Raw genomic sequence first — 15,423 nt, 5'->3', positions numbered from 1 at the left:
GACCCTGCCCATGACGGTGGACCTGCGAATCGCCTCGTACAACATCCTGGCGGATGCCTACATCAAGCCCGAGTGGTTCCCGCACACGCCCGCGGACCTGCTCCGGCCACGAAGCCGCCACGCGCTGCTGGCCCGCCGCATCGTGGAGCTGGACGCGGACATCGTCTGCCTTCAGGAGGTGGAGCCAGACAGCTTCGCCGCGCTCCAGGATGCGCTGAAGCCGCACGGATACACAGGGGTGATGGCCCAGAAGCAGCAAGACCGTCCCGATGGCTGCGCGGTGCTCCACCGCATAGGACAGAGTCTGGGGCACCGGGCCCACTACTTCAGGGACCGGCTGGAGGACGGACGCATCTCCGGGCACCTGGCCCTGGTCGTGGACTTCGACGTCGGCGGAGAGCGGCTGCGCGTGGCTTGCACGCACCTGCGCTGGGACCGGCCTGACAGACCGGTGGAGCAACACCAGGGCATGCAGGAGGCCACCGAGCTGATCGACGAACTGATCCGCAAGGACCCGGAGGCTTTGTGGATCGTGTGCGGTGACTTCAATGCCCGGCCCGGAGAGCCGCTGGTCCAGGCGTTCGAAGCGGCTGGACTGCGGGATGCCTACGCGGGGCGGCACCAGCCGACCTGCAACGCGAACGGCATCCCCAAGTCCATCGACTTCCTCTTCCATTCAATCGCGCTGCGAGCCCAACCCGACGCGTTGCCAGCGCTGGAGGAGCAAACGCCCATGCCCTCGGAGCAAGAGCCCTCCGACCACCTGCCCATCTCCGCGCGGCTGCTGCGCTGATAGGTGTCAGGGCAGACGCACCCGGCACAGGGACAAGTGGCCTCATCCAACCCCGCTGGTCCTTCTCTTCTCCCTCCGTATCACTGACCGTTTCCCAGAAGGTAACGACGCGGAGGCTGTCGTGGCTGGATTCAGGAGTGGAATCGTTTGCCGCTGGAGCGTGGCGCTTCGCTCAAAGCCTTACAAGGACTCCGAACATCCGCACCAAGGAATTGTCGCGGACCTTCCCCGTGGCACGCCAGTCGAGGTGACGGGGCAACAGGGTGGATGGCTCGCAATCAAGGTAACGCTCCAGGGCAAGACGCTCCAGGGGTACGTTTCGCAAGAGACGGTCGCGCCCACCCGGCCCGACACGTCGAAAACCTACTACGAGCTCGTGCCGCATGGAGACGTACTCGTCGTCAACAAGGTCCCGGCCCATCAGTGCAACAAGGCCCGGAGCGTACTCACGGAAGCGCAGCTCCAAGAACAGTTGCAGCACCACTCCGTCCCCATCGTGTCGGAGTCGGCGATGGCGGGCTATGTCAACAGCCTGCATCACCTCCCAGCCTTTGATCGACACGCGGCCGGCGGTTTCTCGAAGGCTCCAGGGAGTTCCGTCCCCAGCCAGAACAAGTGGCGCGGTTCCCTCGGGGAACTCTCCGCCCAGCACAAGGGACTGTTTCCTCAGCGGAACCTCAACATCATCCAGGCGAATCATCCCGTCTTCGATTTGAGTGGACCGTTCGGCGGACTCAATTCGGTGAAGACCAGCGTCCGCGATCCAGGTTCAGGAGGAGACCCCCACTCGACCTACCTGGAAGGCATGGCGGACATGCTGGGGATCCGAAGTGGCAAGTTCGTGAGAGCGCGCACCCTGCTGTTTCCGCAGCTCCCCGCCGCAGAGGGCACAGCATTGATGATGGAGGATGGATACATCTCCATCAACGCCGATCACGTCGAACCATTCCAGGCCGCGCTGAAGGACCCCGCCAACTACACGAAGAAGGCCTACTCGCAGCTCGCCGATCAGCTCCTGAACGCCGAGCCCGTGCGAGTCAACGGCGCGACGTACCGCTCGTACCAGACGCTGCTGCGTCTCCAACACGCGTCCGGGACGGACTTCACGGTGCGCAAGCAGATCGAGAGAGCGCTTCGTGGCGTACGGCAGCAACTGGCCAACCGTGTCCGATCCAACGGCATCAGCAGGCAGCACCTCGTCCGCCTGCTCGACTTCCGTCAGCAGGTGGGTCGTGCCAATCCCCAGATGACCACGGCCCAGCTCAGGACGTGGCTCTTCCCGGAGCTGTTGATGGCCCAGAGGTATGGAGGAGGACTCCGCGGGAATCTGGCGTCCGCGGGCATCTCCGGAGGACGGGGCTCTATGGGAGGGGCCTTCGTCTCCATGGCCTTCGACGGAGGGACGATGCTGCTGAACCCATGGCCATCAGACGCCGGTGTTCGCCTGGGAAAGGTGGGCCTCGCGGGCGCGGCGTCGGGGCTGACGGGCGGAGTCACCGAGAACCTTGTCACCAGCAACATGGGAAGCGCTCTGGCGCGTCAGCTCACGAGCCGAGGAACAAGCTCCTGGATGGCCTCGGGCCTTGGCCGAGGGGTCGGCGGCGCCACGGGGGGCGGCGTGGCGGCTCCCGTCTTTTCGATGGCCATGCTGGCACTCGATGAGCAGGAACACTCGACCACGGACTATGTCGCCACGGGGACTCGGGCCGCTGTCGCGGGCACCATCAGTGGCGCGCTGTCAGCAGGGGCCATCGGCGCGCTCGCTGGCTCGGAGGTCCCCTTGCTTGGAAATGCCGTCGGCTTCATCATCGGCTTCGCCGGGTACTACATCGTGGACGCACTGGTGGGTGATGAAGTCGAGCAAGGGATTCGCCAGTCGATGGCTCGGTGAGTTCGGGCACAGGGCCATCACGGTCCGGTGGGGTAGCGGGTGAAGAGACAGACTCCATGGTGGGTGCTCGCGGGACTGCTGTGGCTGGGAACAGCCATCATCGCCACGGGACTGGTCTTCCATGTGAGTTCACGCGAGCCCGGGTCCACGGGACAGGTGGACTGGCTGTTCGTCACACTGCTTTCGACCGCCGTCACGGGGATCGTCATTGCGATCATTCGCGAGTTCCGCGCGCGCCCCTCCCCCATTCAACGGGCCGCGCTAACCGCCATCTTCAACGCCGATGAGCCCGGGACCATCGGCGCGGTGGTGGTGATGAAGAACGGCACCCCAGAGGTCGTCGCGACCATCCGCAGCCGCGATGAATACCTCGAGCTTGCAGGGTCGGGGCGACTGCCCGTGGATCATTTCGTCTTTATGCCCGACGACGCGTGACCCGCGGCTCCTTGACGTGCCGCTGCAGACGGGCGCCCCCGGAAGAAGCGCCCATCCGCCGTGGAGCCTCAGTAGGCGCTGAAGCTCGCGAACTCGCCCGGGCGGAACGACCGCAGCGTGCCGAGCCAGATCTGCTGGCCGGTGCAGTCCGCCGTCTTATAGGCGATCACGTTCTCGAAGTTGCTCCACCCCACCAGGGTGCCAGCGGTGGCCGGGAACGCATGGCACTGGCCGTCGGGGACCGGGAAGTTCGCCACGGGCGTCACGAAATTGCCGCTGTAGAACGTCAGGCCCGACTCCCAGTCGGTCGCGGACTCGGCGAACGCGGCACTGGATGAGATGGCGATGCCCGCGACGGTGGCGACGGCAAGAGCAGCACGAAGAGCGGTTCTGCGCATGGCGATATCCTCCCAAGACTGGATTGTCTTTGAATCGGAGGATATCGATAATGACTTGCAATATCGAGAAACCTGCTCACACCCGCAGTAGGTCCGCTGAAGCGGATCAGCAGACATGCTTGATGCGCTACTTCAGGTTGGCGATCTCCTCCGGGGTGAGCTGCCGGTAGCCCGGCAACTTCGTGAGGTCCACGCCGGGCTTGAGGATGACGTGCTCCATCGTCCCGTACGGGTCCTGGAGGATGTCCTCGGGGCGGATGCGGACCTCGATGACGATGCGCTTCGTCGCCTGGTCGCGGCCCGCCTTGAGGCCCGGCGCCTGGTTCGCGTACGTCAGCGCCGCGCTCTTGCTGTCGCTGAGCATCTGCCCACCCTGGGCCCCCTTGTACGTGCCCTGGAGCTGTGCGCCCTCCTGGACGCGGATGCCCCGGTAGAAGACGGCTTCGTTGCCGCCGAACTTCTCGCGGAAGAGCCGCTGGATCTCCTTGGGATCCGTTACCACCCGGCCGACACCGACCTTCGCCTTGCCCGCCACGTCGCGGACCGCGTTGGACATGACGACGTCCGCCGAGTCCCGCCCCACCTGCCGCTCCAGCAGCGACAGCAGCGCTTCGACCTGCTTCGGGTCCTTGGACGCCGCCGCGGCGAGCAACGCCTCCGGGGAGCCGAAGGCCTCGCGGAGCACGGAGTCCTTCAACTTCCCCAGCGTCGCGCGCACCCGGGCATCACCTCCGGCGTCCTCCACCGAGCGCAGGTAGGCCGCGCGCAGGGCCGCGCCGTCCACCTCTTCGTTGGCGTACGCGCGCATCACCTTGCGCAGGTCCGTCACGGCGGTGTCGACGCTCTTCGTGCCCTGGGTCGCGGCCTGGGACAGGCCCCGGCGCTCGACGTCCACGATGCGCCCGGCCAGCGCATCGCTCACGTCGGGCAGAGTCTTCAGCTCCTTCTCCAACTTCCCCAGGTCCTTCGCCTTGGACATGCGGAAGGCCTTCACGGCGTCCAGGAGCGGGCCCGCGGCGGCCAGGTCGAAGCCTGTCTCCACCACGGCCATCACCACCTCGGCCATGGACGGATCATCCTTCAAGAGGCCCGCCCCGTGGGCCGCGTCCTGCACCATGTAGTCCTGCGCCTTGCGGACCACCTGCGCGGCGCCAATGCCACCCGCCAGGATGATGGGCAGCACCGCCGCGCCCCCGGGGATGAGTCCGACGGCGAGCCCCATCGCGGACAGGCCCAGGTCGATGAGCTGCTCCTTGCGCTGGATCTCCGCGCCCCGGTCGTTGATGACCAGGTCCTGCACGGAGCCGGGCTGGATGCCCTGGAGCTGCTTGGAGGACTTCATCAGCACGTCGAAGCCGTAGATGAGGCTGGGGTCCTGCTCGATGTTGCTCCGCGTCTTCTGGATGTCCTGCCGGCGCGCCGCGAGGTGCTTCTGGATGAGGGCCTGGATGCCCTCCGGACGGGCCTGCACCAGCGTGCGCAGGTCCAGCTTCTCGTCGCGCAGGAGCGGGTGGTCTCGGGCGATCCGGTTCGCCTCCTCGCGCGCCTGGGCGCGGAAGGACCGTGCCTCGTTCCTGGCCTCCTCGGCCTGCCGGAGGAGCTGCGGCGGTTGCAGGCGCGGCGAGTCCACGGCGCCCTGCTTCAGGGTGGCCGCCGTGGTTTCAGCCTCGACGACCTTGGCCTCGTACTCGCGCGCCTTCGCCAGGCGCTGGTAGAGGTCCTGGGCCACGGCCGGGTCCTGGTACTTGTTCTGCAATTCGTAGAGCGAGTGGTCGGTCCGGGCCATCAGCTCCTTCGCCACCGACACGGTCTCCTTCTCGAAGGAGGTCCGGTAGTCACTCAGCAGGCCCCGGAACTCCTCGATGCTGGAGATGCCGTGCCGCTGCAGCTCCGAGGCGAGGTTGGCCCTCATCCCATCCAGCTTGTTCAGATGCTGGGTCAGCTCGTTGGAGTCCTCCGCCGCCAGGGCCGGAGGGTTGTTCGTCCGGTAGTCGTACGCCTTGAGCTCCTCGTAGAGGGCGGCGGTCCCTTCGAGCCGCTTCGAGTAGCCATCGAGCGCCTCCAACCCCTGGAGCCGCTCCGCGCGGTCGGCCCGGTAGGAGTCGATGGACTTGTCCAACGCGGCCCAGTCCGACGTGGTGCCGGTGGTCTTGCTCAGGTAGTCCGCCAGTTCCAGCGGGGACAGCTTCGACAGCGCCTCCGCGGCACGCAGGGCGGACGCATAGTCCTTGGGCGCCGGTGCGCCCTCCTTGAAGAGGATGTCGCGCACGTGCGGAGGCACGTTCTTGAAGAGCTCCTTCGCGAGCAGGTCTCCCTCGATGTTCTTCAGGTAGGCCTTGTCCTGGGGCGTGCCTCGGTAGATGCCGTTCGTGCGCGACTCGAACTCTTTGTTGGCCTCGCTCTTGAGGCGCTTCTTGTCGCCCGGCGGCAGACCATTGAGCAGCCCGTCCACGGCCTTCTCGTCCTTCGGACTCAAGGGCTTGAGCGAAGTGTCCGTGACGTTGATCTCGTAGAAGGCTCCGTTGCGAATGGCGTCCGTGATCTCAGGCGTGCCGTTGGTCCAGCCCACCTCCTTGGCGGCCACCATGGCCTCGGCGCGCGTCCGGTCCACGCGGTTGTACTGCATGGCGAACTGGACGAGCAGCTCCCCGGGCGTGAGTTCCTTGCGCTGCTGGGCGGACAGGCCGGTCAGCTTGATGCGGAACGGAATGGAGACACCGCCGGCCTGGGGCGCCTTCTGGACGCCGCCGGTGCTGATGGCGCGCATGACCAGGGACGACGACGTCGGGGCTTCCGCGAGTGGAGCGGCGGGAGCCGTTCCCGTGAGGTTGGGGCCTCGCGACGTGGGCGCGGCGGCGAAGCTGTCCCGGCTCGTGTAGGAGAGCGGGGCCCGTTGCACGGGCGCGGGAGTGGCCGGACGGCTGGGAACCGCCGTGGGCCCCGTCCCCGGCGACGTCGGAGCGCGGAAGGTGCTGGCGGCGGTGGTGCTTTGAATCCCCATGGTGTGCCCATCCCCCTCGACGAGCGCGAAATCCGCGCCCACCAGAGGGATGTCACCCCGCTGAATTCTTTTGCATTTCCCCGGCGAAAAACCGTCGGCGCCCTACCCCGCCACGGCCTCCACGATGCTGAGCGCGGCGGGCGTGGGGATGACGCGCGAGAGGCGCAGGCCCGCCTGGGCGAAGAGCTTGCGGAAGTCCTCCTCGGTGCGCTCCCGGCCCGGGAGAGAGGCCAGCATCATCACGTCGAGCACCTTGCCCCCGTGCGGCGCGCTCCCCGGTGGAATGACCGTGTCCACGACCAGCACCCGGCCGCCCTCGGCCATCGCGCGGCGGCAGTGGCGCAGGATGTCCACGCACACCTCATCGCTCCAGTCGTGGAGGATGCGCTTGAGGACATACGCGTCCGCGCCGGAAGGCACCGTCTGGAAGAAGTCTCCTGCCACCAGCTCGCAGCGCTCGGAGAGCCCCTCCGAGGCGATGCGTGCCTCGTCCAGGACGTGCTGGTGGTCGAAGAGCACGCCCCGGACTGACGGCGAGGAGCGAAGCACTTCGATGAGGAAGCCGCCGTGGCCTCCACCCACGTCCACCACCTGGCGGCAGGCGCTGAAGTCATGGCTTCGGGCGATGGCGCCGTTCTCCAGGTCGGACAGGCTGGACATGCCCCGGTGGAAGGTGGCACCCGCCGCCGCGTTGCTGGCGAGGTGGTCGAAGAAGGGCTTGCCAAAGATGCGCTCGAAGGCGTTCTTCCCGGTCCGCACCGTCTGCGTGAGCGCGCCGGTCGGTGCCCAGAAGATGTCCTGCGTGAGCATCAACACCGCGCTGCGCAGGGAGCCGGGGGCCTGGGTGCGCAGCAGGTCGGACGCGGGGGTGAGCGCGAAGTTGCCATCACCGTCCTCGGAGAACACGCCAGCGCTCGCCAGCAGCCGCAGCACCCGGTACAGCGACGCCGCATCCGCGCCCACGTCTTCCGCGAGCCGGGCCGCGCTCTTCGGGCCCTGCTCCAGGTGGTCCGCCACCCCCAGCTCCGCTGCCGTGGCCAGCGCGCCGGAGACGATGAAACCAAAGCCAAGGTCGACGATGAGCTGCGCCGGATGGACGGTCGGTGAGGTCATCTCCGGGTCGTACTCCCGGTCAAATCCAGACGTCAATCCACCGGAGGAAAAGGCGGCGCCGGCCCGATGGAAACGGGATTAGGCTCGCGGCATGAAGACCATGACCAGCGAGAATCCGTCTCCCACGCAGCAGCTCTTCGCGGCAATCAATGGCCATTGGATCACCCAGGTCATCGGCACCGTGGCCCGCCTGGGGATCGCGGACCTGCTCGCGGGAGGAGCCCGCGACAGTGATTCGCTGGCGGCGCAGCTGGGCCTCCACCCGGGCGCCTTGTTCCGGCTGATGCGAGGCGGCATCACCGCCGGCCTCTTCACGGCCGCCTCCGAACGGACCTTTGCCCTGACGCCGATGGGAGAAGGGCTGCGCGCGGACGTCCCTGGCTCGCTGCGGGCGGTGGCCATCATGCAGAGCGACAAGTCCCACTGGTTGCCCTGGGGGCTCCTCACCGAGGCGGTGCGCACCGGCAGGGCCCCGGTGCAGGCCGCGCTGGGCTGCGACATCTGGGAGCACTTCGCACGGAATCCCGACGAGGCGGAGCACTTCGCCCAGGCCATGGGAAATCTGTCCGGCCTGGTGGGCAGCGAACTGACACACCACATCGACTTCGCCCCCTTCGCCCGGGTGGCGGACATTGGAGGCAGCCACGGCGATCTGCTCTCGCAGGTGCTGCGCGCCCATCCCTCCTGCCAGGGCATCCTCTTCGACCTGCCCAAGGTCGCCGAGGGCGCGAAGGCGGCGCTGGAGTCCCGGGGCCTCGCCAGCCGGGTGGACGTGGTGACCGGGAGCTTCTTCGAGCCCGGCATCCCCGCGGCCGAAGCCTATCTGCTCAAACACATCCTCCATGACTGGGAGGATGACGCCTCCATCACCCTCCTGCGCCGCATCCACGAGGCAGCACCCTCCGGGGCACGGCTCTTCGTGCTGGAGATGGTGATTCCGGACAACCGGAATCCAGACCCCAGCCACTTGATGGACCTCAACATGCTGGTGCTCGCCGACGGGCGCGAGCGCACCCGGGACGAGTTCCAGGCGCTGTTCACCGCCACGTCCTGGAAGGTGGAGCGCATCCTGCCCACCCGGAGCGGGGCCAGCATCATCGAGACGGTGAAGGCCTGAGCGTTTGAACTAGAGTCGTGGGATGACCTCACGACTCCTGCTCCTCCTCAGCGTCTGTCTTCCCTTCACGGCTTTGGCCAAGGAGCCCAAGCCGCGGACCTATGACATCGTCATCGTCGACGGAGGGAAGACCGAAGCCGAAGCCCAGGCCGCGCTCGACAAGCTGAAGCCCAAGGTGCTCTGGGTCCGCCTGTCGACCACCGGGTTCCCGGGCGTGTCGAAGTCAGATGAATATCCCGGCCTCAACAAGGGGCTGTACATCGCCGTCCTCGGCCTGTGCCCCAAGGGCGGCGACACGGACATCAAGAAGCTCATGAAGGCGGTGAAGGCACACGCGCCGGGTGCGTATTCCAAGAGCATCAAGGGCCAGTACGGCGACCCCTGCCCTCCCGACTCAGCCTTCCTGCCGCCTGACGCCGAGGAGAAGCCACTCCTGGACCGCATCGCGAAGGAGCCGGAGTCGGCGGAGGCCTTCTACGCCTACGCCGCGTACCTCAAGGAGAATGGCAGGCTGGGGGAATCCCAGGCGATGGTCGACGAGGCATTGCGTCTGAATCCGAATCACGCCGAGGCCCGGTCCCTGACGGAGGTGCTGATGGTGCTGATGACGGATTGAGCAGGGCTTTTCACCCCCTTGCGCCAGGCGTGACTGGCGCTTCTTCGAGGACGAAGCCGAATTGACGCACGTCTTCACCGACGCGCTCGTCCAGGAGGCAGTGCACGTACACCGGCCGATCCGTCACGCGCGCCGTGGAGAGGAACTCCCAGGTGATCGCCTCCGTGAACTTCACGATCAGCCGCTTCGCCACCGGTCCCGACGGAGTCTCGAGCTTCAGCAGGAGCCACGCCTGGCTTCGGTCGTTATTGGAGGTGCTGACCTCCTTGATGACGGCGAGATAGCGTTGACCCTCGCGACGGACGCGTTCGTATCGGTTCTGCTCCCAGGACGGGATGCCGACGAAAAGCAGGCCTCCAATGGCCAGGAAGAGTGCGACGACAAAGATGAACATGGCTACCAGCATCGGGGCAACCTACCCGACATGCGCACCTCCTCGCGAGTGATTGGCCACTGAACGCTCGGGCCACAAAGGCAGGAGGCGAATCCCTCTCACCCGGCGCAACGCTATACACTCCCGGGCATGGCCCTCGAGTCCCCTGCCCTGCGCGCAGTCATCCTCGGTTGTGCCCTGCTGTCGTCCTCCTGCTCCGAAACATCCGAGCCCCCGCCGCCTCCTCCCGAGGACCCCTGGGACGGGAGCTATACGCCCCTGGTCGATCCGTCGGACTGGGTCGACCGGGGCGAGTACGCGCCCTGCGCGTTCACACCGCCCCCGGGGACCGTCGCCGACTGCGACGACCCGTCCCTCTTCGACCTGTCGAAGTGTGACACCGCCTCGCTCGCCACCCTGGAACCGCATGGCATCTACCAGGTGGACATGCGCCACGCCTCGGGCTTCGCGGACTTCGCCGGCATCCGGGTCCCCGAGGATGGCGGCACCGCGACGATGAACTACCTCCCGACGATGCGGAGCGCTCCCGTCACCCGGCAGCAACTCCAGGGAGGCTTCCGCTTCTCCGCGCAGTACACCTTCCGGGACACCGTCCGGAACCTGGTCTTCGCGGGCTGCGGTGTCACCGGGCCCGGACTGGTGACGGGCTGCTTCGCCCGCTGCACCGATGGCAAGGTCGCCACCTCCGGCACCTTCGAAGCCGCGCGGATGACCTGGGCGCGGGGCGAGGCTGAATCCTCGGGAGGGTTGCGACTCCTCTCCGAGACCCATGTCCAGGCGGTGCGCCCGGTGGATGTGTATGTCCACCGGGGCCACGCCTACGTCGTCTCCATTGACGACCCGCTCACGCAGGCCCCGGGAGGGCTCGCGGTGATCGACGTCCGTGACCCGAGTCACCCCGTCATCAAGAAGCAGATCACCCTCCCGGGAGACTCGTACTGGAACGCAGCCTGGGCCAAGGACGACGCGCTCTACATCGCCAGCAAGAGCTCGGGCGTCATCGTCTTCGATATCAGCCATCCCGCGGACCCGACCTTCGTGCGCAGCGTGCCCGGCCGCGGACCCATCGACGTCCACACGATGTTCGTGGATGGCAACCGGCTCTACGCCGTGTCGCCGGGCCCCGCCCCCACCGGCGAGACGCTCATCTTCGACATCTCCACGCCGCTTCAACCCGTCCTGCTCAATCGCTTCACCGCCGCCGACACGGAGTCCGCGGTTCCCTCGGCGCATGACTCCTTCGCCTACCAGGATCGGCTCTACGTCAACCACTTCAGCGCGGGCTACGTCGTCTTCGACGTGAAGGACCCGATGAGCCCGCTGGAACTGGGCCACTACACGTTCGAGACCGACAACAGCTTCTCGACGAGTCACGCGAGCGCGGTGGGCACCTTCGCGGGGAAGACCGTCGCATTCGAGGGAGGCGAGTACCAGGGCGCCCACCTGCGCGTGCTGGACGTCACGGACCCCACGAACATCCAGCTCATGGGGCGCTTCAAGCTGCGGCCGCAGACCTCCATCCACAACATGATCCTCAGGGGCACGCGGCTCTACATCGCCTGGTACCAGGAGGGACTGCGCGTGCTGGACGTCTCCGTTCCCCCACAGCCGCGTGAAATCGCTCATTTCAACACGTTCCGTGAGTCCGACATTCACCGGGGTGATGACCTGCTCGAAGGAGCCATTGGCATCCGCGTTCCCGGAGACGGCCACGTGTATGTCGTGGACACCGCAAGGGGACTGCTCATCTTCAACGAGCCCTGAGCTGGCGTGCTGGGGTGCGAGCTGCGCCGCCGCCGCGCGCGGACGGCGTAGGAAGGCTGCCGGAGCGGCGTGGTTGCGCGATGCGGCCCGGCGGGTGTCTGCTGCCGGGCCCATGTCACGCAACACGCAGTGGAAGGTGGCCGGCTTCGGTGTGTCGGCCCTGGTGCTCATCGCCGCGCTGGTCCTCGCCAACGGCTCGCCTGAGGTTCATGAAACGCTGTCTTCGGCGCGGAGCGACCGGGAGGAATACGTCCAGTTGGCCCTGGCCGCCCTCCGCGACGCGGACCCCACGGGCGAGCTGAAGTACGACCCGGAGCAATTCCTCATCCAGCGCATCGCCCCGGACGGCGGCCTGGGGATGTCCCTCTTCCTCGCGAACTTCTACCGCGAGTACCAGGCCACCCCGCCCGAGCGGCGCGGCGAGGTGCTCGCGCGGTTGGGGCGGGCGGGCGTGCTCCCGGAAGCCGCGGCCACCTACGAACAGGCGCGTCCCCTGCTGAGGCTCGTGGTGCGTGCCCGCGACACCTTCGAGGCATTCTCCCAGCAGGCCGGTGAGTCCGCGCCGGTGTCCTGGCGGCCGGTGGGCGAGGTGCTGGCGGAGGCGATCGTCCAGGACACTCCGGATGCCATGCGCTACGTGCCCACGGAGGAGCTGGCGCGCTGGGGCATCTCCTACGAGCAGGCCCGCGCCGATGCGATGGCCAACCTGCGGCGGATGGAGGCCGTGCCGCTCCGGCACCTGACCCTGGGCGTCTGCGCCATCTTCACGAACGACAGCTACGGTGCCTCACGGCTGCTGCTGGACGACGTGGTGCGCGGCTGCGAGGTGAAGGGCGATCCGGTGGTGGTCGTCCCCAACCGGGACACGGTGCTCATCACCGGCGCCGACGACGCCACGGGCCTGCTCACGTTGGCGGAGGCCGCGCTGGAGGGCGTCCAGGCGCCGCGCCCCGTGGACGGGAGCGCGCTGCGCCTCACCGCCGACGGATGGAAGCCCTTCCTCCCCGGACCCAAGAGCCCGGCGCGGAGCATCCTGGAGAACCTCGCGTTCACCAGCAAGGTGCGCGGCTACCAGGACCAGACCGACAGGCTCCGGAAACAACAGGAGCAGGAGCACGGCGAGGTCTTCGTCGCCAGCCTCCTCCCGGTGAAGGACGCCGAGGGGCGCTACTTCGGTCAGACCGTCTGGTCCAACGAAGGCGAGTCGCTGCTCCCGCGAGCGGACGTCATCCTCTTCGTGGACGCGACGCTGGGCCCCGACGCGCCCCCGGTGGCCACGGTCCGCTGGGACCTCGTGGTGCGCGACGCCGGAACGCTGCTGATGCCCGAGCTGGGCGTGTACCCGGAGCGCTACCGCGTGACGGGCTTTCCCTCCAAGGAACAGCTCCAGCGCTGGAAGGCGGATCCCACGGCCATGGACGTGCCCTGACGCCGATGGCGCTATGCTCGCGCGGCCCCCAACGCGGAGGATGGCCCCTGGCGCTCGTTCCCCTCTACAAGCCGCAAGACCTGGTGAAGAAGGCCTCGAAGCAGGCCGTCTTCCCGTCCCTCACGGTGCCGGCGCCGCCGTCCCAGCAGCGGTCGCTCGTCGGGTTGAAGCGCTTGATGCACGAGCGCAACCTGGACCCGCACGGACTGGAGGCCACGGTCTACGACACGCAGGGCTGTGTGCTCAGCGGGGCGCTGCACGAGGCCGTCGACCTGTCGGAGAACACCAACCCCATCACCGAGCCGGGCACCGGCGTCATGTTCAACGGGGACCACAACCTGCTGGCCCTGGTGGTGGGCGGCCCCGTGGTGGCGCAGTCCTTCGACATCTATTACCTGCACTGGGGCTTCGACAGCACCCACAGCGTGCGGCTGGGCTCGCACGCGAACTACTTCGTCACCGCCGCCCTCCAGGGGTGCTCCATCTTCGTCACCGGAGACCCCGCTTCGCCGACGGTGTACCACCTGAACGCGAACTCGGCGGGAGCGAACGCGCCCAACGACGCGGCGAGGTATCAGGCGAAGGTCCAGGTCATGGAGGCCCGCTTCAACGCAGCCCGGAGGACCCTGGGCGGCAGCCAGCAGTCGTCGGCCTCCGCGTCGATGCATGACTACATGCCCGGAATGCTGAGCACGGCGGGCACCGCCCAGCTCGAATACGAGCGCGGCGTGAGCGGCGCCTCCTGGTACGACGTGGGCACGCATGGCTTCCGGTCGTTCTGGAAGGTGGACCAGGACGAGCTGATGCAGTTCGGCACCGTGTTCGGGGTGCGGGAGTCGGGGCGCTGGTCCTTCTACTTCCAGAAGCGCAGCCGCCATGAGTACCGCTACAAGACCTGGATGTCCGGCCGCGCCCGCCATGCCGAATGGAGCGCGGAGTGCCACCGGTTCTGGCCCGCCTGAGCGGCATCTGCTCAAGTGCCGTCCGCTCACTTCGCTGGGAGGGAACGGATGGACGGCACGTACAAGTCACTGCGCATCGGGAAGGCCGACGGCATCGCCGAGCTGGTGCTCACCGGCCCGGGCAAGGGCAACGCCATGGGCCCCGACTTCTGGCGGGAGATGCCCGAGGCGCTCCGAGCGCTGGACGCCGACGACGACGTGCGCGTGCTGCTGGTGCGCGGTGAGGGGCAGAACTTCACCTACGGCCTGGACCTGATGGGGATGATGGAGTCCCTGGGGCCGCTGCTCACCGGCGAGAGCAACCTGGCGCTGGAGCGCAGTCGGCTGCTCAAGCTGATTGGGGAGATGCAGCAGGCCACGGAGGGAATGGCCCGGTGCAGGAAGCCCGTCATCGCCGCGGTGCATGGCTGGTGCATTGGCGGTGGCATGGACCTCATCGCGGCGTGTGACTTCCGGTACTGCTCGCAGGAGGCGAAGTTCTCCCTGCGAGAGGTGAAGGTCGGCATCGTCGCGGACCTGGGCGCTCTGCAACGGTTGCCGCGCATCATCGGCGAGGGGAACACGCGGGAGTTGGCCTACACCGGCGGTGACGTGGACGCGGCACGCGCGCTGCGCATGGGCCTGGTCAACGAGGTCTTCCCCTCCCCCGAGGCCCTGCTCACGGAGGCGCGGGCGACGGCGAGGCGCATCGCGGACAACCCGCCGCTCGTGGTCCAAGGCGCCAAGCAGGTGATGGAGTACTGCGCGGACAAGTCCATCGCGGACGGGCTGCGCTACGTGGCGGTGTGGAACTCGGCGTTCCTCCAGTCACTGGATTTGACGGAGGCCTTCTCCGCCTTCGCCGAGCGCCGTCCACCCAAGTTCCAGGGACGCTGAGGAAAGGGCTTTCCAGGGCCACGAGCGCGAGACACTGCGCATGTGGCTTGCGAAGGAGCAGGTCCAGACACCGAAGCCCACGAAGTTCAACGTGCGGACCTACCAGCGCGAAGCCACGCCCGCGCCCGTGGTGAGCGCGGGCGTGAAGAAGCGCGCGCCCCTTCCGCGCGGGCGGGTGTCGCTGCTCGGCAGGCATGTGAGCGACGCGAAGCGCGGCATCACCGTCAGTGTCGGGCGCGACGGTGCGATCCGCGAAGTGCATCTCGGCAAGAACTACGACGGTCCGCTCGCGCTCAAGCTGCCCTCGGGCGTGAACGACTTCACGGCGTCGAAGCTCCTGGGCAAGCCAACGGGCGAACTCAAGAAGAAGAACGGCGGCAGTGTCTGGGAGAAGGTCCTGGATGCCAACCGTGGCATCTCTTTCTCACGCAGCCGCGGTCACATTGACTGGTGGCCTGAACACCGGTCGACACGGTCACAGCGACGACGCATCGACGCACCCTCCTTTTAGATCAGACGCATGATGAATTGCCCCAAAGCGATAGGGCCGAGGGGGGCTCATCCTCGACACATCTGCCCGACGAGCAAAAGGCAAGACATAGGGAAACGGCAGACCCCAAGGGAAAGGCATGCG

At 67.3% G+C, this 15,423-nt stretch carries 14 protein-coding genes; 10 read left to right on the top strand and 4 right to left on the bottom strand.

What is annotated here, in order from left to right:
• Window positions 1-10 precede the first annotated feature (10 nt).
• From GTZ93_RS31490 to GTZ93_RS31480, 3 genes are all read left to right on the top strand, one after another.
• On the top strand, window positions 11-793 hold the full coding sequence (locus tag GTZ93_RS31490; protein WP_139915471.1) for an endonuclease/exonuclease/phosphatase family protein: 783 nt from the start codon (window positions 11-13) through the stop codon (window positions 791-793).
• Between the two features lie 121 nt (window positions 794-914).
• The gene (locus GTZ93_RS31485) at window positions 915-2,684 is read left to right on the top strand and encodes an SH3 domain-containing protein (protein ID WP_139915472.1); all 1,770 of its coding nucleotides are present in this window, start codon (window positions 915-917) and stop codon (window positions 2,682-2,684) included.
• Window positions 2,685-2,723: 39 nt separating this feature from the next.
• Window positions 2,724-3,119: a hypothetical protein gene (locus GTZ93_RS31480; RefSeq protein ID WP_161663168.1), complete on the top strand. Its 396-nt coding sequence runs from the start codon at window positions 2,724-2,726 to the stop codon at window positions 3,117-3,119.
• A gap of 68 nt (window positions 3,120-3,187) precedes the next feature.
• Here the strand turns inward: GTZ93_RS31480 and GTZ93_RS31475 are convergent, their stop codons facing one another.
• The 3 genes from GTZ93_RS31475 to GTZ93_RS31465 all read right to left on the bottom strand — a co-directional run bounded on the left by GTZ93_RS31475 (window position 3,188) and on the right by GTZ93_RS31465 (window position 7,631).
• The gene (locus tag GTZ93_RS31475; RefSeq protein ID WP_139915474.1) at window positions 3,188-3,517 is read right to left on the bottom strand and encodes a hypothetical protein; all 330 of its coding nucleotides are present in this window, start codon (window positions 3,515-3,517) and stop codon (window positions 3,188-3,190) included.
• A 127-nt stretch (window positions 3,518-3,644) separates the two neighbouring features.
• Window positions 3,645-6,518, bottom strand: coding sequence for an ATP synthase subunit B family protein (locus GTZ93_RS31470; protein WP_139915475.1), 2,874 nt, complete (start codon window positions 6,516-6,518; stop codon window positions 3,645-3,647).
• A gap of 102 nt (window positions 6,519-6,620) precedes the next feature.
• Window positions 6,621-7,631 (bottom strand): methyltransferase, encoded by a 1,011-nt coding sequence (locus tag GTZ93_RS31465; protein ID WP_139915476.1) that lies wholly within the window; start codon window positions 7,629-7,631, stop codon window positions 6,621-6,623.
• A gap of 91 nt (window positions 7,632-7,722) precedes the next feature.
• Between GTZ93_RS31465 and GTZ93_RS31460 the strand changes: the two genes are divergently transcribed.
• Window positions 7,723-8,748 carry a methyltransferase gene (locus tag GTZ93_RS31460; protein ID WP_139915477.1) on the top strand — a complete coding sequence of 342 codons (1,026 nt, stop codon included), beginning with the start codon at window positions 7,723-7,725 and terminating at the stop codon, window positions 8,746-8,748.
• A 22-nt stretch (window positions 8,749-8,770) separates the two neighbouring features.
• On the top strand, window positions 8,771-9,364 hold the full coding sequence (locus GTZ93_RS31455; RefSeq protein ID WP_139915478.1) for a hypothetical protein: 594 nt from the start codon (window positions 8,771-8,773) through the stop codon (window positions 9,362-9,364).
• Window positions 9,365-9,374: 10 nt separating this feature from the next.
• On the opposite strand, the gene GTZ93_RS31450 is transcribed toward GTZ93_RS31455, so the two are convergent.
• Entirely contained in the window at window positions 9,375-9,758 is a 384-nt protein-coding gene (locus tag GTZ93_RS31450) for a hypothetical protein (RefSeq protein ID WP_139915479.1), read from the bottom strand.
• A gap of 129 nt (window positions 9,759-9,887) precedes the next feature.
• On the opposite strand from GTZ93_RS31450, the gene GTZ93_RS31445 reads away from it, so the two are divergent.
• The 5 genes from GTZ93_RS31445 to GTZ93_RS31425 all read left to right on the top strand — a co-directional run bounded on the left by GTZ93_RS31445 (window position 9,888) and on the right by GTZ93_RS31425 (window position 15,300).
• The gene (locus GTZ93_RS31445) at window positions 9,888-11,522 is read left to right on the top strand and encodes an LVIVD repeat-containing protein (protein WP_139915480.1); all 1,635 of its coding nucleotides are present in this window, start codon (window positions 9,888-9,890) and stop codon (window positions 11,520-11,522) included.
• Window positions 11,523-11,634: 112 nt separating this feature from the next.
• Window positions 11,635-12,951 (top strand): hypothetical protein, encoded by a 1,317-nt coding sequence (locus GTZ93_RS31440; protein ID WP_139915481.1) that lies wholly within the window; start codon window positions 11,635-11,637, stop codon window positions 12,949-12,951.
• Between the two features lie 5 nt (window positions 12,952-12,956).
• Window positions 12,957-13,913: a hypothetical protein gene (locus tag GTZ93_RS31435; protein ID WP_139915482.1), complete on the top strand. Its 957-nt coding sequence runs from the start codon at window positions 12,957-12,959 to the stop codon at window positions 13,911-13,913.
• A gap of 48 nt (window positions 13,914-13,961) precedes the next feature.
• Window positions 13,962-14,789 carry a crotonase/enoyl-CoA hydratase family protein gene (locus GTZ93_RS31430; protein ID WP_139915483.1) on the top strand — a complete coding sequence of 276 codons (828 nt, stop codon included), beginning with the start codon at window positions 13,962-13,964 and terminating at the stop codon, window positions 14,787-14,789.
• 91 nt (window positions 14,790-14,880) lie between these two features.
• A complete protein-coding gene (locus tag GTZ93_RS31425) occupies window positions 14,881-15,300 on the top strand; it encodes a hypothetical protein (protein WP_257978949.1) in 420 nt (139 codons plus the stop codon).
• Window positions 15,301-15,423 lie beyond the last annotated feature (123 nt).

The organism is Corallococcus exiguus (assembly GCF_009909105.1).
In the GTDB taxonomy this organism is placed as follows: Bacteria; Myxococcota; Myxococcia; order Myxococcales; family Myxococcaceae; genus Corallococcus; species Corallococcus exiguus.
Note: the sequence above shows the minus strand (reverse complement) of the source record. Positions and strands in the feature narration are given on the sequence as shown.

Coding starts and splice junctions, on each gene's coding strand:
- GTZ93_RS31490 (WP_139915471.1), top strand. CDS start 11: ATGACGGTGGACCTGCGAATCGCCTCGTACAACATCCTGGCGGATGCC.
- GTZ93_RS31475 (WP_139915474.1), bottom strand. CDS start 3,517: ATGCGCAGAACCGCTCTTCGTGCTGCTCTTGCCGTCGCCACCGTCGCG.
- GTZ93_RS31470 (WP_139915475.1), bottom strand. CDS start 6,518: ATGGGGATTCAAAGCACCACCGCCGCCAGCACCTTCCGCGCTCCGACG.
- GTZ93_RS31465 (WP_139915476.1), bottom strand. CDS start 7,631: ATGACCTCACCGACCGTCCATCCGGCGCAGCTCATCGTCGACCTTGGC.
- GTZ93_RS31460 (WP_139915477.1), top strand. CDS start 7,723: ATGAAGACCATGACCAGCGAGAATCCGTCTCCCACGCAGCAGCTCTTC.
- GTZ93_RS31455 (WP_139915478.1), top strand. CDS start 8,771: ATGACCTCACGACTCCTGCTCCTCCTCAGCGTCTGTCTTCCCTTCACG.
- GTZ93_RS31450 (WP_139915479.1), bottom strand. CDS start 9,758: ATGTTCATCTTTGTCGTCGCACTCTTCCTGGCCATTGGAGGCCTGCTT.
- GTZ93_RS31445 (WP_139915480.1), top strand. CDS start 9,888: ATGGCCCTCGAGTCCCCTGCCCTGCGCGCAGTCATCCTCGGTTGTGCC.
- GTZ93_RS31440 (WP_139915481.1), top strand. CDS start 11,635: ATGTCACGCAACACGCAGTGGAAGGTGGCCGGCTTCGGTGTGTCGGCC.
- GTZ93_RS31435 (WP_139915482.1), top strand. CDS start 12,957: ATGGCGCTATGCTCGCGCGGCCCCCAACGCGGAGGATGGCCCCTGGCG.
- GTZ93_RS31430 (WP_139915483.1), top strand. CDS start 13,962: ATGGACGGCACGTACAAGTCACTGCGCATCGGGAAGGCCGACGGCATC.